At 65.6% G+C, this 23027-nt stretch carries 20 protein-coding genes and 1 tRNA gene; 11 read left to right on the top strand and 10 right to left on the bottom strand.

All coding sequences use genetic code 11. The features are described from left to right. Positions 1-95 precede the first annotated feature (95 nt). Entirely contained in the window at positions 96-1118 is a 1023-nt protein-coding gene (gap, locus tag ASG11_RS10265; RefSeq protein WP_055778613.1) for a type I glyceraldehyde-3-phosphate dehydrogenase, read from the bottom strand. Between the two features lie 264 nt (positions 1119-1382). Between gap and ASG11_RS19005 the strand changes: the two genes are divergently transcribed. The 4 genes from ASG11_RS19005 (at position 1383) to ASG11_RS10250 (ending at position 3004) form a co-directional block, all read left to right on the top strand. After that, complete coding sequence (locus ASG11_RS19005; protein ID WP_168371725.1) at positions 1383-1559, top strand: hypothetical protein; 177 nt, start codon at positions 1383-1385, stop codon at positions 1557-1559. 13 nt (positions 1560-1572) lie between these two features. Further along, on the top strand, positions 1573-1872 hold the full coding sequence (locus tag ASG11_RS10260) for a cell division protein ZapA (protein ID WP_055778611.1): 300 nt from the start codon (positions 1573-1575) through the stop codon (positions 1870-1872). A 383-nt stretch (positions 1873-2255) separates the two neighbouring features. Further along, on the top strand, positions 2256-2795 hold the full coding sequence (locus ASG11_RS10255) for a 5-formyltetrahydrofolate cyclo-ligase (RefSeq protein WP_082472702.1): 540 nt from the start codon (positions 2256-2258) through the stop codon (positions 2793-2795). After that, positions 2792-3004, top strand: a complete 213-nt coding sequence (locus tag ASG11_RS10250; RefSeq protein WP_055778606.1) for a DUF2842 domain-containing protein — start codon at positions 2792-2794, stop codon at positions 3002-3004. Before ASG11_RS10255 ends, ASG11_RS10250 begins: the two co-directional genes overlap by 4 nt. 171 nt (positions 3005-3175) lie before the next feature. Here the strand turns inward: ASG11_RS10250 and ASG11_RS10245 are convergent. Further along, positions 3176-3252 (bottom strand) — tRNA-Asp (locus tag ASG11_RS10245). A gap of 82 nt (positions 3253-3334) precedes the next feature. Next, on the bottom strand, positions 3335-4582 hold the full coding sequence (locus ASG11_RS10240; protein ID WP_055778603.1) for an AI-2E family transporter: 1248 nt from the start codon (positions 4580-4582) through the stop codon (positions 3335-3337). Between the two features lie 69 nt (positions 4583-4651). On the opposite strand from ASG11_RS10240, the gene glpK reads away from it, so the two are divergent. Further along, positions 4652-6142: a glycerol kinase GlpK gene (gene glpK / locus ASG11_RS10235; RefSeq protein WP_055778600.1), complete on the top strand. Its 1491-nt coding sequence runs from the start codon at positions 4652-4654 to the stop codon at positions 6140-6142. A gap of 85 nt (positions 6143-6227) precedes the next feature. Here the strand turns inward: glpK and ASG11_RS10230 are convergent, their stop codons facing one another. After that, positions 6228-7991: a class I adenylate-forming enzyme family protein gene (locus tag ASG11_RS10230; RefSeq protein ID WP_055778596.1), complete on the bottom strand. Its 1764-nt coding sequence runs from the start codon at positions 7989-7991 to the stop codon at positions 6228-6230. Positions 7992-8147: 156 nt separating this feature from the next. On the opposite strand from ASG11_RS10230, the gene ASG11_RS10225 reads away from it, so the two are divergent. The 5 genes from ASG11_RS10225 (at position 8148) to ASG11_RS10205 (ending at position 15125) form a co-directional block, all read left to right on the top strand. Next, a complete protein-coding gene (locus ASG11_RS10225) occupies positions 8148-9383 on the top strand; it encodes a serine hydrolase domain-containing protein (protein WP_156363729.1) in 1236 nt (411 codons plus the stop codon). Between the two features lie 108 nt (positions 9384-9491). After that, complete coding sequence (locus ASG11_RS10220; protein WP_055778590.1) at positions 9492-11522, top strand: 3-hydroxyacyl-CoA dehydrogenase NAD-binding domain-containing protein; 2031 nt, start codon at positions 9492-9494, stop codon at positions 11520-11522. A gap of 150 nt (positions 11523-11672) precedes the next feature. Next, a complete protein-coding gene (locus ASG11_RS10215) occupies positions 11673-12863 on the top strand; it encodes an acyl-CoA dehydrogenase family protein (protein ID WP_055778587.1) in 1191 nt (396 codons plus the stop codon). Between the two features lie 97 nt (positions 12864-12960). After that, positions 12961-14088: an acyl-CoA dehydrogenase family protein gene (locus ASG11_RS10210; RefSeq protein ID WP_055778585.1), complete on the top strand. Its 1128-nt coding sequence runs from the start codon at positions 12961-12963 to the stop codon at positions 14086-14088. 155 nt (positions 14089-14243) lie between these two features. Further along, positions 14244-15125 carry an acyl-CoA thioesterase gene (locus ASG11_RS10205; RefSeq protein ID WP_055780678.1) on the top strand — a complete coding sequence of 294 codons (882 nt, stop codon included), beginning with the start codon at positions 14244-14246 and terminating at the stop codon, positions 15123-15125. On the opposite strand, the gene ASG11_RS10200 is transcribed toward ASG11_RS10205, so the two are convergent. The 6 genes from ASG11_RS10200 to ASG11_RS10175 form a co-directional block, all read right to left on the bottom strand. Beyond that, complete coding sequence (locus ASG11_RS10200) at positions 15122-16180, bottom strand: methyl-accepting chemotaxis protein (protein ID WP_055778582.1); 1059 nt, start codon at positions 16178-16180, stop codon at positions 15122-15124. The two genes, ASG11_RS10205 and ASG11_RS10200, sit on opposite strands and share 4 nt — an antisense overlap. Before the next feature lie 51 nt (positions 16181-16231). Further along, on the bottom strand, positions 16232-17035 hold the full coding sequence (locus ASG11_RS10195) for an SDR family NAD(P)-dependent oxidoreductase (protein ID WP_055778579.1): 804 nt from the start codon (positions 17033-17035) through the stop codon (positions 16232-16234). A 104-nt stretch (positions 17036-17139) separates the two neighbouring features. Next, entirely contained in the window at positions 17140-17904 is a 765-nt protein-coding gene (locus ASG11_RS10190; RefSeq protein ID WP_055778576.1) for an SDR family NAD(P)-dependent oxidoreductase, read from the bottom strand. Between the two features lie 126 nt (positions 17905-18030). Beyond that, complete coding sequence (locus ASG11_RS10185) at positions 18031-19083, bottom strand: phosphotransferase family protein (RefSeq protein WP_055778573.1); 1053 nt, start codon at positions 19081-19083, stop codon at positions 18031-18033. Beyond that, a complete protein-coding gene (locus ASG11_RS10180) occupies positions 19083-20168 on the bottom strand; it encodes a Zn-dependent alcohol dehydrogenase (RefSeq protein WP_055778571.1) in 1086 nt (361 codons plus the stop codon). Before ASG11_RS10180 ends, ASG11_RS10185 begins: the two co-directional genes overlap by 1 nt. 139 nt (positions 20169-20307) lie before the next feature. After that, positions 20308-21585: an acyl-CoA dehydrogenase family protein gene (locus ASG11_RS10175; protein ID WP_055778568.1), complete on the bottom strand. Its 1278-nt coding sequence runs from the start codon at positions 21583-21585 to the stop codon at positions 20308-20310. A 141-nt stretch (positions 21586-21726) separates the two neighbouring features. Between ASG11_RS10175 and ASG11_RS10170 the strand changes: the two genes are divergently transcribed. Next, entirely contained in the window at positions 21727-22974 is a 1248-nt protein-coding gene (locus ASG11_RS10170) for a TetR/AcrR family transcriptional regulator (protein ID WP_156363728.1), read from the top strand. Positions 22975-23027 lie beyond the last annotated feature (53 nt).

The raw sequence follows: 23027 nt of genomic DNA, 5'->3' as shown, positions 1-23027 counted from the left end.
CTGCCCGTCACCCCGGAGGTCGGGGTCTCCCTGCGGCGAGCGTTCCGGCTGCCCCAGGGAGACCCCGGCCTGCGCCGGGGTAACGCCGTGTTCCATCAGAGGAACTTGCCCATCGCACCCGCGGTGTCGATCATGCGGTTCGAGAAGCCCCATTCATTGTCGTACCAGCTGACCACCCGGACGAGCTTGCCGTCGAGCACCGCCGTCTCGAGACTGTCGATCGTCGAAGAGGCCGGCGTATGCACGATATCGATCGAGACCAACGGCTCGTCGGAATAGACCAGGATGCCGACCATCGGGCCGCTCTCGCTTGCCGCCTTCAGGATCGCATTCACTTCCTCGACGGTCGTGTCGCGCTTGGGCGTGAAGGTCAGGTCGATCAGGCTGCCATCCGGCACCGGAACGCGGATCGCCGATCCGTCCAGCTTGCCCTTCAACTCGGGCAGGACCTCGCCCACCGCGCGAGCGGCACCGGTCGTGGTCGGGATCATCGACATCGCGGCGGCGCGGGCACGGCGCAGGTCGGGATGGATCTGATCGAGGATCTTCTGGTCGTTGGTATAGGCGTGCACGGTCGTCATCAGCCCGCGCTCGATGCCGATCGCATCGTTCAGCACCTTGGCGACCGGCGCCAGGCAGTTGGTGGTGCACGATGCGTTGGAAACGATGTTGTGGCCCGCCTCCAGCTTGTCGTTGTTCACGCCGTACACCACGGTCAGGTCGACACCCTTGGCCGGAGCGGAGATCAGCACCTTCTTGGCACCCGCATCGATATGCTTCTGCGCGCTCTCGCGATCGGTGAAGAAGCCGGTGCATTCCAGCACGATGTCGACGCCCAATTCCTTGTGCGGCAGGTTCGCCGGATCGCGCTCGGCGGTCACGCGGATACGCTTGCCGTCCACGACCAGGTCGTTGCCCTCGGCCGAGACGCTGCCCGGATATTTGCCATGCACGCTGTCACGGCTGAACAGCCACGCATTCGATTTGGCATCGGCCAGGTCGTTGATCGCGACCAGTTCGAGGCCCCCAAGGTCCTCGGCGCCGCCACGCTCCAGAATCGCACGCGCGACGAGGCGGCCGATGCGCCCGAAACCGTTGATCGCTACCTTGACCGTCATATCCTGTCTCCTGTCCTATCCACGCCCAAGCGGGCCGAAATCCATCGCGTCGCCGCCGCAGCATCGATCCGGCCGCGCGACTCGCGGGGGTCGGGATCGAGGTCGGTGACGCCGCTTGCGCGCGCAATCCTTCACAGGTGCCGGGCGACACGCCCCCCGGCCGTCGATAATTCGCGCGGTCTTTGCGGTGGCTTGTTCGCCGCGTCAACCGCATGAAGGGCAAATCCATGTTGTCGCGGAGACGAGCCGTGCTATCTGCACGCGATGGCCGTTCCTCCCATCGACCGCATCCACGCCGCCATCGCGCGGATCGAAGCGGCGAGCGCCAGGCGCGAGCGCGCCGGCGAAGCCCTTGCCCAGCGTCACGCCGCCCTGCGCACCCGCATGGCCGACGCCGTGATGGCCTTGGACGATGTCATCGCACGCGGCAACGCCGACTGATGGCACCGCGATAATGGCAGACGTCACGCTCACCATCGGCGGCCATCGCCACATCGTCGCCTGCCGCGATGGCGAGGAGGATCAGCTGTTCCGCATCGGTGCGCTGCTGGATGCGCGCTGGCCTGCCGCGACGCGCGCCTCCGGCGGAGTCGGTGGCGAACGGGCCATGCTGTTCGTGGCGCTCATGCTGGCCGATGCCTTGAACGATGCCCAGAACCGACCGGTCGATCGGTCTCCGGAAGTCCCAGGCGTGGAAATGCTCGAATCCCTCGCCGACCGGCTCGAAGCGCTCGCCGCGAGCCTTGAGAATTGACCGCTCGCACGCTATATATCGGGACGGCGGGCACTGCCCGGTACGAGCCTTACCGATTATCCCTGAGGCGATTCTTCTTCCTAGGGGGTTGTCCCTGCGCAGATCCTGGTCTGTCGTACATGATCCCCACCTGATGCTTTTGGCGTCAGAGGATATTCAGGCAAACGGCCACGGTGGTCCCGCCACTCCATCCGGCCGGGTTATGTAGGAAATCGGCGTGGCCATGTTGTGGCCGACACCTTACCCGCGAAACCGTCACCCCGGACTTGTTCCGGGGTCCACCGGGCGGCAGGGTCATCGATAGAGGCTCGAATTTTTCGAGTGCGGCACGGTGGACCCCGGACCAAGTCCGGGGTGACGAACGGTAGCGAGGGCGATCCGGATTGGACAAAAATTCTATTCGCGCCAAAATGCGCACCGATCGCGACCTGTTCGTCTCGCGCACTCGGCGCGAGATCGCCGTGCCGCAAGCTTTTCTCGATCGCCTCGAACACGGCCTGACGGTCGCCTCCTACGTGCCGATGGGCGGCGAGGCGGACCCTTCCCCCCTCGCTCGCGCCGCGGTCGAAGCAGGATGCGAGATCGTCCTGCCCCATGTCGCCGGTGCGAAGCCGCCGTTGCGCTTCCTCGCCTGGGATACCGAAGCCGCCCTGGTCGCCGGCCCGTTCGGCCTGCACCAGCCGGCCGAGACGGCCGGCGAGCGCGCGCCCGACATCATCCTCACCCCGCTCGTCGCCTTCGACGCAGCGCTCAACCGCCTGGGCCAGGGCGCCGGCCATTACGACCGCGCTTTCGTCGCATTCCCCCAGGCCTGGCGCATCGGCGTCGCCTGGAGCATGCAGCAGGTCGATTCGCTTCCCGCCGACTCGTGGGACGTGCCACTGCACGCCATCGCCACCGAACAGCACTGGATTACCCGATGACGCCAAGCTGGCGCAAACCCGCAGGCATGTTGTTCATCCTGTTGCTGATCGCGATCTGGGTGATCGGGGTCGCGAGCCTGTCCAACGTCGTCGCCGAATGGCACTGGCTGCTTCAGCTCGTATTCTACGTCTTCACCGGCATCGTCTGGCTCTGGGTGCTGCCGATGCGCCGCCTGCTGCAATGGATGGAAACCGGGCGCTGGCGGTAGGCCGGCCAAGAAAGATGCCGTCATCCTGAACTCGTTTCAGGATCCATGCGCGGTCACCCGCCAAACCGACACCGTCTTTGAAATCCACTGATCGCGCCTCGATGCTGAAACAAGTTCAGCATGACGTCTTACGTGTGGAAAACCACCTCCAACCATGCCCCTACAGGGCAATGGCGCGAGTGACGGGGCTCGAACCCGCGACCTCCGGCGTGACAGGCCGGCGCTCTAACCAACTGAGCTACACCCGCTTGTAAAGCGTGGAGGCGGCTCACTATGCGTGGGCGAGCACCCTGTCAACGCGGTTTCTGCCCACCCCGCGCACAAATATTCTCAGACGTCGACGCTCGGATCGATCTCCCGCCCACGCCGCTTTCTCTGCTGCGTCAGCGTGCCGTGTTCGAACAGGAAGCCGGCGATATCCGGCTTGCCCGCCGCGCCGATCACGGTCTGCAGGATGATCAGCAGCGGCACCGCGAGCAGCGCCCCCGTCGTGCCCCACACCCAGCCCCAGAAGCTGATCGAGATGAGGATCATGATCGGATTGATCGTCAGCCGGTGCCCGACGATCAGCGGCGTCACCACGTTCGCCTCGATCAGGTGTAGCCCGTACATGATCGCCGGCGGTGCCAGCGCGACCCAGATGTCCGAGAAGGTCATCAGCCCGCCCACCGCCAGCAGCAGCGCCGCCACCACCGGCCCGAAATACGGCACATAGTTCAGCAGCACGACGATGCCGCCCCACATCAATGGAAACGGCATGCCCAGCGCGTACAGTGCCCCCGCGATGCACAGCCCCAGTGCGATGTTGATCGCGGTGATCGTGCCCAGATAGGACGACACGTCGTCGACCACGTCCTGGATCACCCGCGCCGTCGCCATCGCCCCGCCGAAGCTGGTCCGGCTGGTGATCGTGCGCTTGCGCATCCGCGTCCACCCGGCGAGGAAGAAATACGCGGTCAGGATGCCGAAGAACAACTGGATCAGCACCGCCGGCGCGGACGTCGCGGCGAGTTCCAGGATCGAGCTCGGCGGCGCGACACCGGCGGTCGGCGCGGGCTTGATCGGCGTGGAGGCGATCTGGCGCAGCGTGCGGTTCACGTATTTTTCGAGGCTCGAATACAGATCGAGCAACGGCGCCAGGTTGCTCTGGATGCGATCGATGCGCGTGGGCAGCAGGCGGAAGAATTCCGTCGCCGGCACGACGATCGCCGCCAGCGCGATGTTCGCGACGATCAGGAACATCAGCACGCAGAACAAGGCCGCCAGCGGCGACGGCACGCGCCTGCGCTCCAGCCATTCGAGCAAGGGGATCAGCGCGATCGCGATCACCAGCGCGGTCGTCGTCGGCAGGAAGAATTCCGCCCCCGCCTTCAGCGCGAACGGTGTCGCGAGCGCGAGGCCGATCCCCGAGATCAGCGTCAGCGCGGCAAGCAGCCGGTCGCGCCGCTGCGCGATCCGCGCATCCTCCCCGCCATCGTCTCGTCCGTCCGGGCCGCCGGCAAGCGGCAGGCCGAACGCCCCCGACGTGGGCACGGCGGGCGGCAAGGGGGGCGTCGTATCGTCGCTTACCGGGGTCATCGTTCACCTTCTCCGCGCACGACCCTAGCGGCATTCCCCCGGCTTGTAATCCCGGCTAGCGTGAAGCGTATGAGCAAACTCATCTTGGTCATCGACGAAGGCACCACATCGACCCGTGCCATGCTGTTCCAGCCCGACGGCACCTGCACCGCCGTCCAGTCCGAGGAACTCACGCAGCATTATCCCGAACCGGGCCGGGTCGAACACGACGCCGCCGAAATCTGGGACAAGACGCTCGCCGTCACCCGCAAGGTGATCGAAAAGGCCGGCGGCGCGGACCGCATCGCCGCGATCGGTATCACCAACCAGCGCGAGACGATCGTGTTCTGGGACCGCGATACGGGCGAACCGCTCGCCCCCGCGATCGTCTGGCAGGACCGCCGTACCGCAGCGCGCTGTCGGGAATTGAAGGAGGCCGGCAACGAGCCCGCCGTGCAGGCCAAGACCGGCCTGCTGCTCGATCCCTATTTCTCCGGCAGCAAAATCGGCTGGGCGATGGAGAACTGGCCGCAACTGAAGGAGGCGGGCGATCGGCTCGCGGTCGGCACGATCGAATCGTGGCTGATCTGGAAACTGACCGCCACCGAAAAGCGCGGCGGCGTCCATGTCACTGACGCGACCAACGCCAGCCGCACCGCCTTGATGGCGATCGGCAGCGGCCATTGGGACGACGGCCTGATCGAATTGTTCGGCACGCCGCGCAAGGCGCTGCCCGAAATCGTCGATTGCGCCGGCCGATTCGGCGAGACCAGCCTGTTCGGCGCCGCGATCCCGATCTGCGGCATCGCCGGCGACCAGCAGGCCGCGACGATCGGCCAGTCCTGCCTCGAGATCGGCGAGACCAAGGCGACTTTCGGCACCGGTGCCTTCGTCCTGACGCAGGCCGGCCCCACCCCTCCGACCTCGCGCAACCGCCTGCTCTCGACCATCGCATGGCAGATCGATGGCCGCCGCGCCTATGCGCTGGAGGGCTCGGTGTTCGTCGCCGGCAGCCTGGTCAAATGGCTCCGCGACTCGCTCGGCCTGATCGGCAACGCCGCCGAGACCGAGGCGCTCGCGCGCAGCGTGCCCGACAATGGCGGCACCTATCTGGTCCCCGCTCTATCCGGCCTCGGCGCGCCGTGGTGGGAGCCGGAGGCCCGCGGCACGATCTCCGGCCTCAGTTTCTCTACGGCCAGGGCTCATATCGTCCGCGCCGCTTTGGAGGCGATGGCGCATCAGGCGCATGACCTGAAGACCGCCTTCGCCGCCGACGGCATCGACTGGAAATGCGTCCGCATCGACGGCGGCATGGTCTCCAATGACTGGATGGCGCAGGACATGGCGGACATCCTCGACGTGGACGTCGAACGCCCCGAATTCGCCGAAACCACCGCCTTGGGCGCGGCGATGCTGGCCGGCATCGGCTGCGGCCTGTTCAAGGATCTGGCGGCCGCGAGCGTGCTGCGCGCCAAGGTGGAGACGTTCAGGCCGGCGATGAGCGCCGATGTCCGACAGGATCGCCTCGATGGTTGGGAGCGAGCGGTGAAGAGCGTCGTCGCACTGGCCGCATCCCGATAAGGGGGCCAAGCCACTTTCGGACTTAGGGCGATGCCCGAAGATGCTCAGATGACGGACGCATCGGCCGCTTCAGCCGGCAAGACCGTCACGCCGCCACGCCCACCCGGTCCTCGAACAACACCTTCAGATCCTTCTTCAGGATCTTGCCGTTCGCATTCCTCGGCAACGTCTCGTGCACGAAGCGGATCGCCACCGGCGTCTTGAACACCGCGAGCCGCGCCTTCACCCACGCCTGCAGTTCCGCCTCGCTCGCCTCCATGCCCGGCGCCAGATGCACGACCGCCGCCGGCTCCTCGCCCAAAGTGCGGTGCGGGATACCGATCAGCGCGCAGTCGGTGACGGCGGGGTGTTCGTACAGCACGTTCTCCACCTCGCTCGAATAGATGTTCTCGCCGCCGCGGATGATCATGTCCTTCGCCCGGTCCACGACGTAGAGGAATCCCTCCTCGTCCAGCCGCGCGAGATCGCCGGTGCGCACCCACCCGTCGACGAACGTCTCCGCGCTCGCCTCGGGCTTGTTCCAATAGCCCTTCACGATCATCGGCCCGCGCGCCCAGAGTTCGCCGACCTCGCCGGTCGCCAGTTCGGTCGTGCCGTCGTCGGCCATGATCTTCAGGTCGGCGACCGCCACCGGTGGCCCGGCGCTGGTCGGGCGGTTGAGGTAATCCTCGGCCGCATGGCTCGTCACCGTCGCCATCGTCTCGGTCATGCCCCAGCCATTACCGGGCAGCGCGCCGAATTCCTCATGGATGCGCCGCACCAGCTCGGGTGCGGACGGCGCGCCCCCGTAAGCGATCGCCTCGATCGAGGAGAGATCGTATTTGTGCCGGTCGGGATGCTCGATCAGCTGCCAGGCGATCGTCGGCACGCCGCCGGTGATGTTCACCTTTTCGCGCTCGATGATCTCCATCGCGCGCACGACGTCCCATTTGCGCATGAAGATCATCTTGGATCCGGTGGCGATCACGCCCATCAGGCTCGCGCTGCACGCCGTGACATGGAACAAGGGAATTACCGTCAGCATCGTGCGCGGCGTCGGCTCGGGGATCGCCTCGCCCCGCCGCAGCGAGGACCGCGCGCCGGCATAGCCGCCCGACAGGATGTTGGTCATCAGATTGCGATGCGTGCCCAGCGCGCCCTTCGGATGCCCGGTCGTCCCGCTGGTATAGAAGATCGTCGCATCGTCGTCCGGCGCGATCTCGATTTGCGGGAAATCAATATCCGGCAACGCGGCGTAATCGTGCGGCGTGCCTATCAGATCCTCCAGCCGCGATGCCCGCCCGTCCAGCGCCCCCGACGCACGCGACACGATCACCTGCTCCACCGCCGGCAGGGCCAGCCCGGCCTCGACCAGCCGCTGATGCCGTTCGTCATCGACGAACAGCAGCCGCGCACCTGAATCGTCGATGCCATATTCAAGTTCGCCCGCCGTCCACCACGCATTCAACGGCACGACGATCGCGCCGATGCTCGCGGCCGCGAAGAAGATCACCGGCCATTCCGGCAGGTTGCGCATCGCGATGGCGACGCGGTCGCCGCGCCCGATCCCCATGCCCAGCATTTTCGCCGCCAGCGTCGCCACCGCGCGGTAATTCGCTTCGAACGTGACGCGCTCGTCCTCATACACGGTGAACACGTTCTGGCCGTAGGCGCGCGCGGCCTGGATCAGCCAGGACAGGTTCGGCGGCGCGTTCTTCCACACGCGCGTCGGCACGCCGCGAATTGCGATCGTCTCGATCTCGAACTTGCCGCCGGCCACGGTCAGCATCTCCTGCGCCTGCGATAGGGTGACCGCTGGCCAGGACGGATCGAGGGCGAGCGAGAGGGCGGTCGGGGATTCGGTCTGCAAGGCACATCTCTCCAAATCTGAACTTCGGGTTTGGCTTATCTGCCGCTTTGCGCCCGTTTAGTGTTGATTCACGCCGCACTCAAGGCAATAGGGCTGAAGGCAGTAGGATGCGCGCCGGTTCGTTGCCGGTTTCGAATTAGAGGTATGGGCGACCGCATGAAAATCGCAAAGCCGGACAAGCTGGGTTTCGACGGTAGCCGCCTGGCCCGCATCGATGCGTTGCTGAAGGAACGCTATATCGATTCCGGCAAGCTCGCGAACACCCAGATCCTGCTCGCCCGCGACGGCGAGATCGTCCATTTCGGCAGCCAGGGCCCGGCACGAGAGGGCGGCAAACCGGTCGACGAAGGTTCGCTGTTCCGCGTCGCCAGCATGACCAAGCCGATCACCTCGATCGCGTTCATGATGCTGGTCGAGGAAGGCAAGGTCGCGATCGACACGCCGGTCCACCATGTGCTGCCCGAATTCAAGGACATCGGGGTGTTCAACGGCGGCGGCGGCGACGTGCCCTTCGGCACGCTTCCCACCGCCGAGCCGATGCGCATGGTCGATCTGCTGCGCCACACGTCGGGCCTGACCTACGGCTTCCAGTATCGCTCCAACGTCGATGCCGCCTACCGCGCCGGCAAGATCGACAATTGGCACGGCAACCACGATCTCGATGGTTTCGTCGGCGCGCTTGCCAGGCTGCCGCTCGAATTCTCGCCCGGCACGTCGTGGAATTATTCCGTCTCCACCGATGTGCTGGGCGCGGTCGTGCAGCGCGTGTCGGGCCTGCCGCTGGCGGACTTCTTCGCCACCCGCATCTTCGCACCGCTCAAGATGCACGACACCTTCTTCGCCGTCCCCGCCGACAAGATCGATCGGCTGACCGATTGCTACGCCTTCGTGCCCGGCGCCAATGGTTCCAAGGGGGGCCGGGTGATGTACGATCGCGGCGCGGAGAGCCTGTGGGCCAATATGCCCAAGCTCGTCTCGGGTGGCGGCGGTCTCGTATCGTCGGCGCTCGATTATCACAGGTTCAACACGATGCTGCTGAACGGCGGAGAGCTGGACGGCGCGCGCCTGGTCGGGCGCAAGACGATCGACCTGATGACGATGAACCATCTCCCCGGCGGATCGGACCTCTCCAGAATGTCCAAATCGCTGTTCAGCGAAGCGGCCAATGCCGGCACCGGCTTCGGCCTGGGCTTCGCCGTCAACATCGACGTCGCGCGGTCGATGATCCCCGGCTCGGTCGGCGAATATTATTGGGGCGGCATGTTCTCGACCGCCTTCTTCGTCGATCCGGTCGAACGCCTGACGATGGTGTTCATGACGCAGATGTCGCCCAGTTCCACCTACCCCATCCGCCGCGAGTTGAAGACGTTGATCTACAGCGCGCTGACCTAGCCGTCACCCCGGCGAAGGCCGGGGCCGCCGTGTTTTACGCGGAACGTTTGCCTCAAACCAGCGATCCCGGCCTCCGCCGGGATGACGCGAAATTCCAGGAGATCCATCATGACCAGCCCGATCACCACCGAACGCCATGACGACGTGCTCGTCATCATCAGCAACAACCCGCCGGTGAACGCGCTCGGAGCTGCCGTCCGTCAGGGCCTCGAGGCCGGGCTGAAGGAGGCCGCCGCCGATGCCGCGATCAAGGCCGTGGTCATCCGCTGCGACGGGCGCACCTTCTTCGCCGGTGCCGACATCACCGAATTCGGCAAACCGATGGTTGGCCCCGGCCTTGGCGAAGTGATCGAGCAGATCGAGGCCTCGGACAAGCCGGTGATCGCCGCGATCCACGGCACCGCGCTCGGCGGCGGCTGCGAAGTCACGCTTGGTTGCCATTACCGCATCGCCGTGCCCAGCGCGAAGATCGGCACGCCGGAGGTGAAGCTCGGCCTGCTCCCCGGCGCCGGCGGCACGCAGCGTATTCCGCGCATCGCCGGCGTGCCGCTCGCGCTCGAAATGACCGCGAAGGGCGACCCGATCAGCGCCAAGAAGGCGCTCGACGCCGGCCTGATCGATCGCCTCGCGGGTGAAGACAGCCTCATCGCCGACGCCATCGCCTTCGCCCGCGAGGTCGCCGACGTTAAGCCGCTGCCGATCGCCAGCCAGAAGACCGCCAAGGCCGATCCCGAAGCGGTCGCCGCGTTCAAGAAGGAGAACGCCCGCAAGTTCCGCGGCTTCGACGCGCCCGCCGCCAACATCGCCTGCGTCGAAAAGGCCGCCGACGGCTCGTCGTTCGAGGACGGCATCGCGTTCGAGCGCCAGGAATTCATGAAGCTGATGATGGGCACGCAGTCCGCCGCGCAGCGCCACATCTTCTTCGCCGAGCGCCAGGCCGCCAAGATCGACGGCATCGCCGCCGATATCGCGCTCCGCCCGATCAATAAGGTCGGCGTGATCGGCGCCGGCACGATGGGCGGCGGGATCAGCATGAACTTCCTGTCCGCCGGCATCCCCGTCACGATCGTCGAGATGGCGCAGGAGGCACTGGATCGCGGTACTGGCGTGATCCGCAAGAATTACGAGGCCAGCGCCGCCAAGGGCCGCCTCAAGCCCGAACAGGTCGAAGCCGCGATGGGCGCGCTGACCCCGACGCTCGATTTCTCCGCACTCGCCGATTGCGACCTGATCATCGAGGCGGTGTACGAGAATATGGACGTGAAGAAGGAGATCTTTGCCAAGCTCGACGGCATCTGCAAGCCCGGCGCGATCCTCGCCTCGAACACCTCCTATCTCGACGTGAACGAGATCGCCGCCGCCACCAGCCGTCCGCAGGACGTGGTCGGCATGCACTTCTTCTCGCCCGCCAACGTCATGAAGCTGCTCGAGGTCGTGCGCGGCGCGAAGACGGCGGATGACGTGCTCGCCACCGTCATGGCGCTGTCCAAGAAGATCAGGAAGGTCGCGGTCGTCGCCGGCGTATGCGACGGCTTCATCGGCAACCGCATGCTCAAACCGCGTCAGGTCGAGGCGATGAAGTTGCTGATGGAAGGCGCGACGCCGGAACAGATCGACAAGGTGCATGTCGCGTTCGGCATGCCGATGGGGCCGTTCCAGATGAGCGATCTCGCCGGCGTCGATATCGGCTGGCATCGCGATCCCAACCGCATCGAAAGCATCCGCGACGCGCTCGCCGCCGAAGGCCGCTGGGGCCAGAAGACCCAGAAGGGCTTCTACGATTACGACGAGAAGCGGAACCCGACCCCGTCCCCGCGCGTGGCCGAGATCATCGAGGATTTCCGCAGCAAGTCCAACCTGCGGAAGCGCGAGATCAGCGACGAGGAGATCATCGAGAAGACGCTCTACACGATGGTCAACGAAGGCGCCCTGATCCTTGAGGAAAAGATGGCGCAGCGCGCCTCGGACATCGATGTCGTGTGGATCTACGGCTACGGCTGGCCGGTCTATCGCGGCGGCCCGATGTTCTGGGCCGACACCGAAGGCCTGCCCAAGATCGTCGCCGGCCTGGAGAAGCACGGTTTCACGGTCGCCGAACTGCTGAAGAGCAAGGCGGAGTCCGGCGGCAAGTTCAACTGATTTTCCCTCTCCCCGTTTGCGGGGAGAGGGCAAGCGAGGCGAAGCCGAAGCGAGGGAGAGGGGCAGTGCGGCAGCGGTGTCGCCCGAGACTGCCCCTCTCCCCTACCCTCCCCGCCAGCGGGTAGAGGGGGACAGAAGAAGGAAGAAGCCATGACCGATACGAATCTCGACCAGTTCCGCACCGAAACCCGCGCCTGGCTCGCCGAGAACTGCCCTCCCGAAATGCGCGAACCGGTCCGCTCCGAAAAGGACGCCGTCTGGGGCGGCCGCGATCAGTCCATGCTCACGCCCGCCCAGAAATCCTGGATGGACGCGATGGCATCCAAGGGCTGGACCGTGCCCGACTGGCCTAAGGCGTACGGCGGCGGTGGCCTCACCCCGGCCGAAACCAAGGTCCTGCGCGAGGAAATGGCCGCGATCCGCGCCCGCAACCCGCTGAACAGTTTCGGCATCTCGATGCTCGGGCCGGCACTGCTGAAATACGGCACCGAAGAACAGAAGCTCACGCACCTCACCAAGATCGCGCGTGGCGAAATCCGCTGGTGCCAGGGCTATAGCGAGCCGAACGCCGGGTCCGATCTCGCCAGCCTCGCCACCTCGGCCGAAAGCGACGGCGACGATTATATCGTCAACGGCCAGAAGGTCTGGACGAGCTATGCCGACAAGGCCGACTGGATCTTCTGTCTGGTGCGCACCGACAAGACCAACAAGCAGGGCGGCATCAGCTTCGTGCTGTTCGACATGGCCAGCGAAGGCGTCTCGACCAAACCGATCCTGCTGATCTCGGGCTATTCGCCGTTCTGCGAAACCTTCTTCGACAATGTCCGCGTGCCCAAGGCCAACCGCGTCTACGAAGAGAATAAGGGCTGGGACGTCGCCAAATATCTGCTCGGCCACGAGCGCGAGATGATCTCCGGCATGGGCCTCGCCTCGACCGGCGGCAATCCGCTGATCGACGGTGCGATCGCCACCGTCGGCCTCGATCACGACGGCAAGCTCGCCGATCCGCTGCTGCGCGCCAACATCGCCATGTTCGAGGTGCGCGCCAGGGCGTTCGGCATGATGAGCGAGCGCTTCATCGACGAGCTGAAGGCCGGTCGCGCGCATCCCGCCCAGCCCTCGATGATGAAATATTACGGCACCGAGCTGAACAAGAGCCGCTACGAACTGATGATGTCGGCGGGTGGCTCCGACGCGCTCGAATGGGAATCCGATCGCTCCTCCGGCGGCGGCACCCCCCGCGCCTGGCTGCGCACCAAGGCGAACTCGATCGAGGGCGGCACCAGCGAGGTGCAGCTCAACATCATCGCCAAGCGGATCCTGGAACTGCCTTCGACCTGATCGTCGTCCCGGCGCAGGCCGGGACCGCTGCGTGATGAAACGCGGCGACTGCCCAAACCCAGCGGCCCCGGCCTTCGCCGGGGCGACGGAGTAGCAAATGCCCCTCTATCTCAACGACGAACAACAAATGCTCCGCGACACCACCAAGGATTTCGTCGCCGAAAACGCCCCCGTCTCGCACATGCGCGCACTCCGCGACGCCAGGGACGAGGCCGGCTTCTCGCGCGACCTGTGGAAGTCCTTCGCCGAAATGGGCTTCACCGGCATCCTGATCGGCGAGGAGGATGGCGGCCTCGGCCTCGGCCATGTCGAGGCGGGCATCGTGCTGGAGGAGATCGGCCGCAATCTCAGCCCCTCGCCGTTCCTCTCCACCGCCGTCGCCGCGGTCGAGGCGCTGAAGAACACCCCCCACGCTGCGCGCTATTTCCCCGGCATCCTCGCCGGCGAAACCGTCGCCGCGCTCGCGATCGACGAGGGTGCGAAGCATCGCGAACAGGTCGCCCTGAAGGCCGAACGCTCGGGCAACGGCTTCAGGCTTTCAGGCAGGAAGCAGTTCGTCACCCACGGCCATGTCGCCGACCTGATCATCGTCGCCGCCCGCACCTCCGGGTCGGCGAGCGACGTTGACGGCATTACTTTGTTCGCCGTCGATCCAACATTGCCCGGAATTCAACGTGATGCCGAAAGGTTGGCCGATTCCAGCCTCGCCGCGCGCGTAACCTTCGACAACTTCCAGATCGACGCCGACGCCGTCATCGGCGAAGTCGATGCCGGTGCCCATCCGCTCGGCCGCCTGCTCCGCGCCGGCCGCACTGGCGCCTCGGCCGAACTGCTCGGCGTCGGCGGCGGCGCGATGGACATGACCGTCGGTTACCTCAAGGAGCGCAAGCAGTTCGGCGTGACGATCGGGAGCTTCCAGGCGCTGCAGCACCGCGCCGCACACCTCTACAGCGAGATGGAAGTCGCCCGCGCCGCCGTCCTCAAGGCCGCGCAATTGCTCGACGAAGGTAGCGACAAGGCGGATCACGCCGTCTCCGTCGCCAAGGCGATGACCGCGCTCGCCACCACGCTATCGGTGCAGGAGGGCGTGCAGATGCACGGCGGCATCGGCATGACCGACGAATACGATATCGGCTTCTACATGAAGCGCGCCCGCGTCCTCGCCGAGATGTTCGGCGATGCGAACTTCCACGCCGATCGCCTGGCGACGCTATCGGGCTATTGACCCACTAGGCTCCTCCCCGGCACGGGGAGGGGAACCGTTCGCGTTCTTCACGCGAATGGTGGAGGGGGGCTTCCCCAAGCGCTACGCTGCCGGCACACCCCCTCCACCGCTTCGCGGTCCCCCTCCCCGTGCCGGGGAGGATATCAGGAGTGCCGATGACCAACCCCTCCCCCGCCGCGCTCACCGCCAATCTCTGCGATCTTCTCGATGTCGAGGAACTCGACACCGATCTCTATCGCGGCAAGCGCATCGCCAACGGCCACGGCCACGGACGCGTGTTCGGCGGTCAGGTCATCGCCCAGGCGCTTCAGGCCGCGCAGCGCTCCACCGACGCGCCCAAGATCGCCCATTCGCTCCACGCCTATTTCATGCGGCCGGGCAATGACGATTATCCGATCCTGTTCCGCGTCGTGCGCGATTTCGACGGCAAGAGCTTCGCCACGCGCCGGGTCATCGCGATGCAGAAGGGCCAGCCGATCCTCAACATGGCCTGTTCGCTGCAAGTCCCAGAAGACGGCCTGCATCATCAGGACGCGATGCCAGACGTGCCCCCGCCGGAGGATCTGAAATCGGACGTCGAGGTCCGCGCCGCGATGGTGGATTCGATCCCCGAACGTTTCCGCGCGCACTTCACCCGCCCCCGCCCGATCGAGATCCGCCCGGTCGTCCCGCGCGATTTCCTCAACCCCGGCAGGACCGAGCCACGCCAGGACAGCTGGTTCCGCATCTGCGCGCCGATCGGCGACGACGCGGCGATGCATCGCGCGATCCTGGCCTATGCTTCGGACATGGCGTTGCTCGGCACCGGCACGTTGCCGCACGGCGTGAACTGGATGACCCGCAACCTGCAGAGCGCCAGCCTCGATCATTCGCTCTGGCTGCACGAGGATTTCCGCGTCGACGACTGGCTGCTCTACGCCTGCGAAAGCCCGTGGGCCGGCCATGCCCGCAGCTTCAACCGCGGCAAGATCTACAGTCGCGACGGTCGACTCGTTGCCAGCGTCGCGCAGGAAGGATTGATGCGGCTGCGCGACTAGCCCTTCATCATCCCTCGCGCGGCGGTGGTCGCCGCGCGCGTATCCGCCGCCAGCTTCTTCACCTCCGACGCGACGACGCCGAATCCCCGCCCGGCGTCCCCGGCGCGCGCCGCTTCGATCGTGGCGTTCAGCGCCAGCAGGTTGGTCTGCGCGGCGATCCCGGCGATCGTTTCGACCACTTCGGCCATGCGCGACAAGATGGTCTCGACCTCGGAGCGCCGCGCTTCGGCTTCCTCCCGGAACGCCTGGCTCTCGGCGAGGCGCACGCGCACCTCCTCGGCCAGCATCACCTCGCCCGTCACGTCGCTGGCGAATTTCACCACCTTTACCGGCAGTCCGGCGGCATCGAGCACCGGCGTATAGCTCGCCTGCAGCCACACCACCCGGCCGTCCCGCGCGATCCGCGCATACCGCCCGACATCGAACTGCCCTTGGCGCAGTTTTTCCCAGAAGGCGCGATAGTCGAGCGACCCGACATGATTGGGATGGCAGAACATGCGATGATGCTTGCCGGTCACTTCGCCGAGGCGATAGCCGAACAGCCGGACGAAATTGTCGTTCGCGCTCAGCACCCGCCCGGCCATGTCGAACTCGACCACGGCGTTGGACAGGTCGATCGCCTGCCGTCGGGCCAGCGATTCGCTCGTGGTCTGCGCCTCGGCGGTCACATCGCTGGCGATCTTCAGGACCTTCTGCGGCCGGCCCTCGTCGTCGGTGATCGGGTTGTAGCTCGCGCGCAACCACACCACGGAGCCATCGCGAGCCACACGCCGGTACTCGCCGGTATCGAATTCCCCGCGTCCCAGTTTTTCCCAGAAACGCCGATAATCCGTCGATCGTGCGAACGCTTCCTCGCAGAACATCCGGTGATGCTGCCCGACCACCTCGTCGAAGCGATAGCCCATCGCATCGAGGAACCGCTGGTTCGCCCAGGATATCGTCCCGTCCAGCTCGAACTCGATCACCAACTGCGAACGATCGATCGCCGTCCAAAGCGAACCCTGTCGGAGCGCGAAGCTCGGCGTCGGGACAGGAACGGGGTCGCGTATCGTCATGATCGTGCGCTAGTCGCTCATATTTAATTTAATCTAAATCAATCTGCGATTTCATACCGCCGTCTTGCCATATTCCTGGCGCGTCACCGGATGGCTGGACGACAGCCCGCCATCCACAGCGATCGCCTGTCCGTTGACGTAGCTCGCATCGTCGGAGGCCAGGAACGCCGCGACCTTGGCCAGCTCCTCCGGCTGCGCGCCACGCCGCAGCGGGTTGAGCCGCCCGACCTTCTCCATCTTGCCCGCCTCGCGCGCATAATCGAACGTCGGCTTGGTCATGCCCGTCTCCGTCAGCCCGGGGCAGATCGCGTTGACGCGCACGTTCGAACCCGAAAGCTGCTGCGCCGAGACCATCGCGAGGTTGATCACCCCGGCCTTGGATGCGGAGTATGCCGGCGATCCGGCACCCGATCGGATGCCCGCGACGCTCGCGGTCAGGACGATCGCCCCGCCACCCCGCTCGGCGATCTTCGGCGCGGCGTGCTTGATCGCCAGATAGGGACCGATCAGGTTCACCCGCAGCACCTCGGTGATCAGCGCCACGTCGGTGTCGAAGATGTTGGCCATCCCGCCCGAAATACCGGCATTGGCGAACATCACGTCCAGCCCGTCATAATATTCGCACGCCACCGCCACGGCGCGGATCACGTCCTCTTCCTTGCCAGCGTCGATCCTGATGCCGTGCGCGGTGCCACCGGCTTTCGTGATCATTTCCGCGGTTTCCTCCGCCGCATCGGAAATATCGGCGCACAGCACCTGCCCGCCCTCATGCGCGAACAGCAGAGACGCCGCCCGCCCGATGCCCGACCCCGCGCCGGTGACGATGATCGATTTGCCGGTGAAACGCTGTGTCATGTCCATCTCCGTCGCGCCGGCGGAGGCCGGGGCCGCTATGTTTCAGGCACCCGCCGCGCATCACACGCGGCGGTCCCGGCCTCCGCCGGGACGACATGCCGGGGCTAGATCGTCACGCCGCCGTCGATCACGATCGACTGCCCGGTCATGAAGGCGCTCGCCGGGCTGCTCAGGAACACGACCGCCCCGGCGATCTCGTCCGGCACGCCGATGCGGCGCAGCGGCACGCGCGTGTTCGCCGCCTCGATCCGCTCCGGATCCTCCCACAAAGCGCGCGCGAAATCGGTCTTGATCAGGCCCGGCGCGATGCAGTTGATGCGCACATTGTCCGGCCCGAATTCGTGCGCCAGGTTGCGCGCCAATTGCATGTCCGCCGCCTTGGAGATCGCGTACGCGCCGATCGTCGTCGTCCCCCGGATCCCGCCGATAGACGAGACGATCACGATCGCGCCCGATTTCCGCGCCCGCATCTCCGGCGCGACCATCCCGATCAGCCAGTGGTTGGAGATGATGTTGTTGTCGAGGATCTTGCGGAACTGCTCGTCGGTAATCCCGCTCTGCGGGCCGTAATATGGGTTGGATGCCGCGTTGCAGACCAGCACGTCGATCTGCCCGAACGCCGCGCGGGTCTCGTCCACCAGATGCTGCAAGCCGGCCTTGTCGGAAATGTTCGCCGCCACCGCGATCGCGGTCCCCTCGCCATATTTCGCGTTGATCTCGGCTGCGACTGCATCGCACGCATCCTGCTTGCGGCTGGAGATCACGACCTTCGCGCCATGCTCGGCCAGCTCGAACGCGCTCGCCTTCCCGATCCCCTTGGTGGAGCCGGTGATGATGGCGACCTTGTCGGTCAGATCGAACAGCGACATCTCTACTCCCTCTTTTTCTGCTCCCCTCCCGCTTGCGGGAGGGGCTGGGGGAGGGCCTGTTCGGGTAAGCCACCGTTCGTGGCTCGCCCTCCCCGAACCCCTCCCGCAAGCGGGAGGGGAATTGAGTTACGCCCCCGCCTTCACCGCGAAATCCCAAGCCGCATCCGCCAGCCGATACACCCCCGCCGCGGATTTCTCCGCCTGCGCGCTCGATGCCGTGCCCTCCACGATGCGCTTCTTGATCCCCTGTACGATACCCGTCAGCCGGAACAGATTGTACGAGAAATACCAGTTCAGGTCCGGCACTCCGTCCCGCCCGGTTGCCACGCAATAGCGCGCGACCATCTCTTCGATGGTCGGGATGCCCGTTTCCGGCCCGGTATGCCCCAAGACACCGGAGCGCCCCTCCGGTGCCGTCACCCAGCTCATCAGAAAGTACGAGAAATCCGCCAGCGGATCGCCGAGCGTCGACAATTCCCAGTCCAGCAACGCGATCACGCGCGGCTCGGTCTTGTGGAAGATCATGTTGTCGATGCGGTAATCGCCATGCACCACCGAGGTCCGCGTCTGCTCCGGCACGGTGCGGCCGAGATAGTCGATCAGCCGCTCGACCTTCTCCATCCGCTCGGTTTCGGACGCGCGATATTGCTTGGTCCAGCGCGCGACCTGGCGCTCGAAATAATTGCCCGGCCGGCCGTAATCGCCCAGCCCCGCCGACTCGACATCGGTGTTGTGCAAGTCCGCCAGCGTATCGCACATCGCATTGTAGATGCCGGTCCGCTCGGCCGGCGAATAATCCGGCAGCGTCCCGTCCCACAGGTTCCGCCCATCGGCGAAGCTCATCACGTAGAAATCGGTGCCGACCACCTCGGGATCGGTGCACAGCCCGTAAGGTCGCGCCACCGGGAAGCCGGTCGGATACAGCCCGGCGATCACCCGATATTCCCGGTCCACCGCGTGCGCCGATGGCAGCAGATGCCCGAACGGCTTTCGCCTCAGCACATAGGCGCCCGAAGGGGCCTCGATCTTGAACGTCGGATTGGATTGCCCGCCGGAGAATTTCGAATAGCGCAGCGGCCCTTCGAACCCCTCGACATTCGCCTGCATCCACGCGGTCAGCTTCGTCTCGTCCAGCCGATCCTTCTCGGGCACGTCCATCGTCTGCGGGGATTCATCCATCACGAGAACTCGATCACCGAACGCACGGTATCACCGGTGCGAAGCTTCGCCATCGCCGCGTTCACGCCGTCCAGCGTGATCCGTTCGGCCACCATCGTGTCGAGATCGAGCTTCCCGTCGAGATACATCTGCACCAGCCGCGGCATGTCGATCGGGAATTGCGTCGATCCCAGCAGCGATCCCTGCAGCTTCTTCCCGGTCAGGAAGGTCGGTCCCGGAATCTTCACCTCGCCCCCCGGCGCGATCATGCCCAGGATCGTCGCCGTCCCGCCGCGCCGCAGGATATTCCACGCCAGCTCCGCGGTATTGGGCCGTCCGACCGCCTCGATCGCATAGTTCACGCCGCCGTCGGTCATCGCGATCACCTTCTTGGTGAGGTCGGGATCCATCGCGTCCAGCCCGTGCGTCGCGCCCAGCGTCTTGGCCAATTCCAGCTTGTCCGCCACCGGGTCGATCGCGATGATCGACCCCGCGCCGGCGATCTTCGCCGCGTTGATCGCCGCCAGCCCGATCCCGCCACAGCCGATCACCGCCACCGTTTCGCCCGGGCGCAGGCGACTGTCGTTGAAGATCGCGCCCGCCCCGGTGATCACCGCGCACCCCAGCAGCGCCGCACGGTCGAGCGGCATCTCCTTCGAGATCGCGACACAGGCATTCTCGTGCACCAGCATCATCTCGGCATAGGCCGACAGGTTGAGGAACGGTGCCAGCGGCGTGCCGTCCTTCAGGCTCAGGCGTGGCGGCGCGCCCTTGGGCCGCCGCGTCGACGGGTCGATGCACAGGCTCGGCCGTCCGCTGATGCACATCTCGCACGATCCGCAGAACACCGTGAAGAAGGTGATGACATGATCGCCGACCTTCAGATGCGCGACGTCCGATCCCACCGCCTCGACGATCCCCGCCGCCTCGTGCCCCGGCACGGTCGGCACCGGATGCGGGAACGCGCCATCGATGAAGTGCAGGTCGCTGCGACACACCCCGCACGCGACGGTGCGGATCAGCACCTCGCGCGGACCCGGATCGGAGACGGCCACGTCCTCGATGCTGAGCGGCGTCTTCGCCTCGAACAGGACTGCGGCTTTCATCTTATCTCCCTCTCCCCGCCTGCGGGGAGAGGGCTGGGGAGAGGGGCAGTGTGTCCCACCGTCCTCACCGCACCGCCCCTCTCCCGACTTCGGCTTCGCCTCGTCTGCCCTCTCCCCGCCAGCGGGGAGAGCGCGCACCTTACCGCCGCACGGCATCCTTCGCCGCCACCGCCGCCGGCAATTCGGCATATTTCCCGAACTCGTTGCGCGCGATCGCCCGGTTGTGCACCTCGTCGGGACCGTCGGCGAAGCGCAACGTGCGCATCGCCGCCCAATCGTGCGCCAGGCGGAAATCCTGGCTCACGCCGCCGCCGCCATGCGCCTGGATCGCGTCGTCGATGATCTTCAGCGCCATCGTCGGTGCCTGCACCTTGATCATCGCGATTTCCTGCTGCGCGCTCTTGTTGCCGGCGCGATCCATCATGTCCGCCGCCTTCAGGCACAGCAGACGCGTCATCTCGATATCGATCCGCGCGCGCGCGATCCGCTCCTCCCACACCGAGTGGTCCGCGATCCGCTTGCCGAACACCACGCGCGTCAGCAGGCGCTTGGCCATCGCCTCGATCGCCTCTTCCGCTACGCCGATGGTGCGCATGCAGTGATGGATCCGGCCCGGCCCGAGCCGCCCCTGCGCGATCTCGAACCCGCGCCCCTCGCCGAGCAGCACGTTCTCCACCGGTACGCGGACGTTCTCCAGCACCACTTCGCCATGCCCGTGCGGCGCGTGATCATACCCGTAAACCGAAAGCATGCGCTTGATCGTCACGCCCGGCGCGTCCATCGGCACCAGGATCTGGCTCTGCTGGCTGTGGCGCGACGCCCCCGGATTGGTCTTGCCCATCAGGATGCCGATCTTGCAGCGCGGATCGCCCACGCCCGATGACCACCATTTCGTGCCGTTGATCACGTATTCGTCGCCGTCGCGCACGATGCTCGTCTCGATGTTGGTCGCGTCGGACGACGCCACCGCCGGCTCGGTCATCAGGAAGACCGAGCGGATCTCGCCGTTCATCAGCGGCCGCAGCCACTTTTCCTTCTGCTCCAGCGTGCCGTAGCGGTGGAACACCTCCATGTTGCCCGTGTCCGGCGCGGAGCAGTTGAACACCTCCGATGCCCAGCCGACCCGGCCCATCTCCTCGGCGCACAGCGCATATTCGAGGTTGGTGAGTTGCGTGCCCTCGAACTCGAAGCTGTCGTCGACATGCGTCTGGCCGGAATGCGGCGGCATGAAGAAATTCCACAGGCCGGCGTCCTTGGCCTTGGCCTTCATGTCCTCGATCACCTGGATCACCTTCCAGCGCTCGCCGGTGTGCGACTGCTCGTCGTAGATATGCTGGCGCGGGCGGATGTTCTGATCGATGAAATCGCGCACCCGATCCCGGAAATACGTCTCGCGCTCGCTTAGCGTGAAGTCCATGTTCGCTCTCCATCCGTCGGTTTGGAATGGTCGTTAGACCGTACCGCATTTTCGGTAAAGCTTGCAGGTCACATATTTTGTGCCTCTGCCACGCTTCGGAAAAAAGACTGTTTCTTCTAAAGGAACTTGATAGATTGCCGGATGATGGAGGCGATCAAAGCGACCCTGCTGGAGGAAGAAAGCGGCACGAAGCGATTCCGCGCCAAGCGCGATGCGATCCTCGCCGCGGCCGCGCAAGCGATCAACGAACAAAGCGCGAAAGGCATGACCTTCGCCGACGTCGCCCGCCGCGTCGGTCTCAATACCACCAGCGTAACTTATTATTTCAAGCGCAAGGAAGACCTCGCCACCGCGTGCTTCGAGAATACGCTCGAGCGGCTTCAGGCGATGCTCGACGAGGCGCTGAAGGAAGCGACCCCGCAGGCCCGCGTCGCGAAATACCTCTCGATCAACATGGCGCGCCTTGCCGACATCGAACGCGGCGTCGAAACGCCGTTCGCCGTCTTGTCGGATCTGCGCGCGATGGAGGAGCCGGCGCTGGGCCAGTTGATGGCCGGCTGGCGCGACGTGTTCCGCAAGACCCGCACGCTCTGGGGTCCGGCGAAGACTCGCGCCGAAACCGATCTGCGTGGTGCCCGCGCGCACGTGCTGCTCGAAAACACCTTCTGGCTACCGGTCTGGCTCACCCGCTACGATGCGGATGAATTCGGCCGGATCGAGGAACGGCTGATGCATGTGTTCGAACATGGCATCGCCGCGCCCGGGCAGAGCTGGGCGCCCGAACTGATCGATCTCGATCATGGCACGTCCGAACCCGGCCGCGCCGCCTTCCTGCTCGCCGCCACCCGCCTGATCAATCAGCTCGGCTATCGCGGCGCATCGGTGCAGAAGATCGCGTCCGAACTGAACGTCACCAAGGGCAGCTTCTACCACCATCTCGATGCCAAGGACGATCTCGTCATCGCCTGCTACAAGCGCAGCTTCGATACGATCGCCGATGCGCAGCACCTTGCAGACGATGCCGGCGGCAGTTACTGGCAGCGTCTGTCCAGCACCATCGCCACCCTGCTCGACGTGCAATTCTCCGAACGCGGCCCGCTGCTGCGCACCACCGCGCTCAGCGGCCTGCCGCATGGCGTGCGCAACACGATGATCGATCGCTCCAATCGCATCGCCCGCCGCTTCGCCGGCACGATGATGGACGGCATCGCCGAAGGCTCGATCCGCCCGGTCGATGCTTTGGTCGCCGCGCAGGCGCTGATGGCATTGCAGAACGCCGCGTTCGACATGCGCAAATGGGCCGGCACCATGCCCCGAAATCGCGCCATCGCTTTCTATGCATCCACATTGGCGTTCGGTTTGTTCGACGATCGGGTGCTGAGCCTTTGAAAACGCAATCTCTCCCCGTCCCCGTTCGTCTCGAGTAGCGATCGAGCGAAGTC

This window comes from Sphingomonas sp. Leaf357, from assembly GCF_001423845.1.
GTDB lineage: Bacteria > Pseudomonadota > Alphaproteobacteria > Sphingomonadales > Sphingomonadaceae > Sphingomonas.
This window is presented reverse-complemented; position numbering and strand designations above follow the sequence as displayed.

Coding starts and splice junctions, on each gene's coding strand:
- ASG11_RS10185 (WP_055778573.1), bottom strand. CDS start 19,083: ATGGATGAATCCCCGCAGACGATGGACGTGCCCGAGAAGGATCGGCTG.
- ASG11_RS10215 (WP_055778587.1), top strand. CDS start 11,673: ATGACCGATACGAATCTCGACCAGTTCCGCACCGAAACCCGCGCCTGG.
- ASG11_RS10260 (WP_055778611.1), top strand. CDS start 1,573: ATGGCAGACGTCACGCTCACCATCGGCGGCCATCGCCACATCGTCGCC.
- ASG11_RS19005 (WP_168371725.1), top strand. CDS start 1,383: ATGGCCGTTCCTCCCATCGACCGCATCCACGCCGCCATCGCGCGGATC.
- ASG11_RS10250 (WP_055778606.1), top strand. CDS start 2,792: ATGACGCCAAGCTGGCGCAAACCCGCAGGCATGTTGTTCATCCTGTTG.
- ASG11_RS10180 (WP_055778571.1), bottom strand. CDS start 20,168: ATGAAAGCCGCAGTCCTGTTCGAGGCGAAGACGCCGCTCAGCATCGAG.
- ASG11_RS10225 (WP_156363729.1), top strand. CDS start 8,148: ATGAAAATCGCAAAGCCGGACAAGCTGGGTTTCGACGGTAGCCGCCTG.
- ASG11_RS10210 (WP_055778585.1), top strand. CDS start 12,961: ATGCCCCTCTATCTCAACGACGAACAACAAATGCTCCGCGACACCACC.
- gap (WP_055778613.1), bottom strand. CDS start 1,118: ATGACGGTCAAGGTAGCGATCAACGGTTTCGGGCGCATCGGCCGCCTC.
- ASG11_RS10175 (WP_055778568.1), bottom strand. CDS start 21,585: ATGGACTTCACGCTAAGCGAGCGCGAGACGTATTTCCGGGATCGGGTG.
- ASG11_RS10195 (WP_055778579.1), bottom strand. CDS start 17,035: ATGACACAGCGTTTCACCGGCAAATCGATCATCGTCACCGGCGCGGGG.
- glpK (WP_055778600.1), top strand. CDS start 4,652: ATGAGCAAACTCATCTTGGTCATCGACGAAGGCACCACATCGACCCGT.
- ASG11_RS10200 (WP_055778582.1), bottom strand. CDS start 16,180: ATGACGATACGCGACCCCGTTCCTGTCCCGACGCCGAGCTTCGCGCTC.
- ASG11_RS10220 (WP_055778590.1), top strand. CDS start 9,492: ATGACCAGCCCGATCACCACCGAACGCCATGACGACGTGCTCGTCATC.
- ASG11_RS10170 (WP_156363728.1), top strand. CDS start 21,727: ATGATGGAGGCGATCAAAGCGACCCTGCTGGAGGAAGAAAGCGGCACG.
- ASG11_RS10190 (WP_055778576.1), bottom strand. CDS start 17,904: ATGTCGCTGTTCGATCTGACCGACAAGGTCGCCATCATCACCGGCTCC.
- ASG11_RS10205 (WP_055780678.1), top strand. CDS start 14,244: ATGACCAACCCCTCCCCCGCCGCGCTCACCGCCAATCTCTGCGATCTT.
- ASG11_RS10240 (WP_055778603.1), bottom strand. CDS start 4,582: ATGACCCCGGTAAGCGACGATACGACGCCCCCCTTGCCGCCCGCCGTG.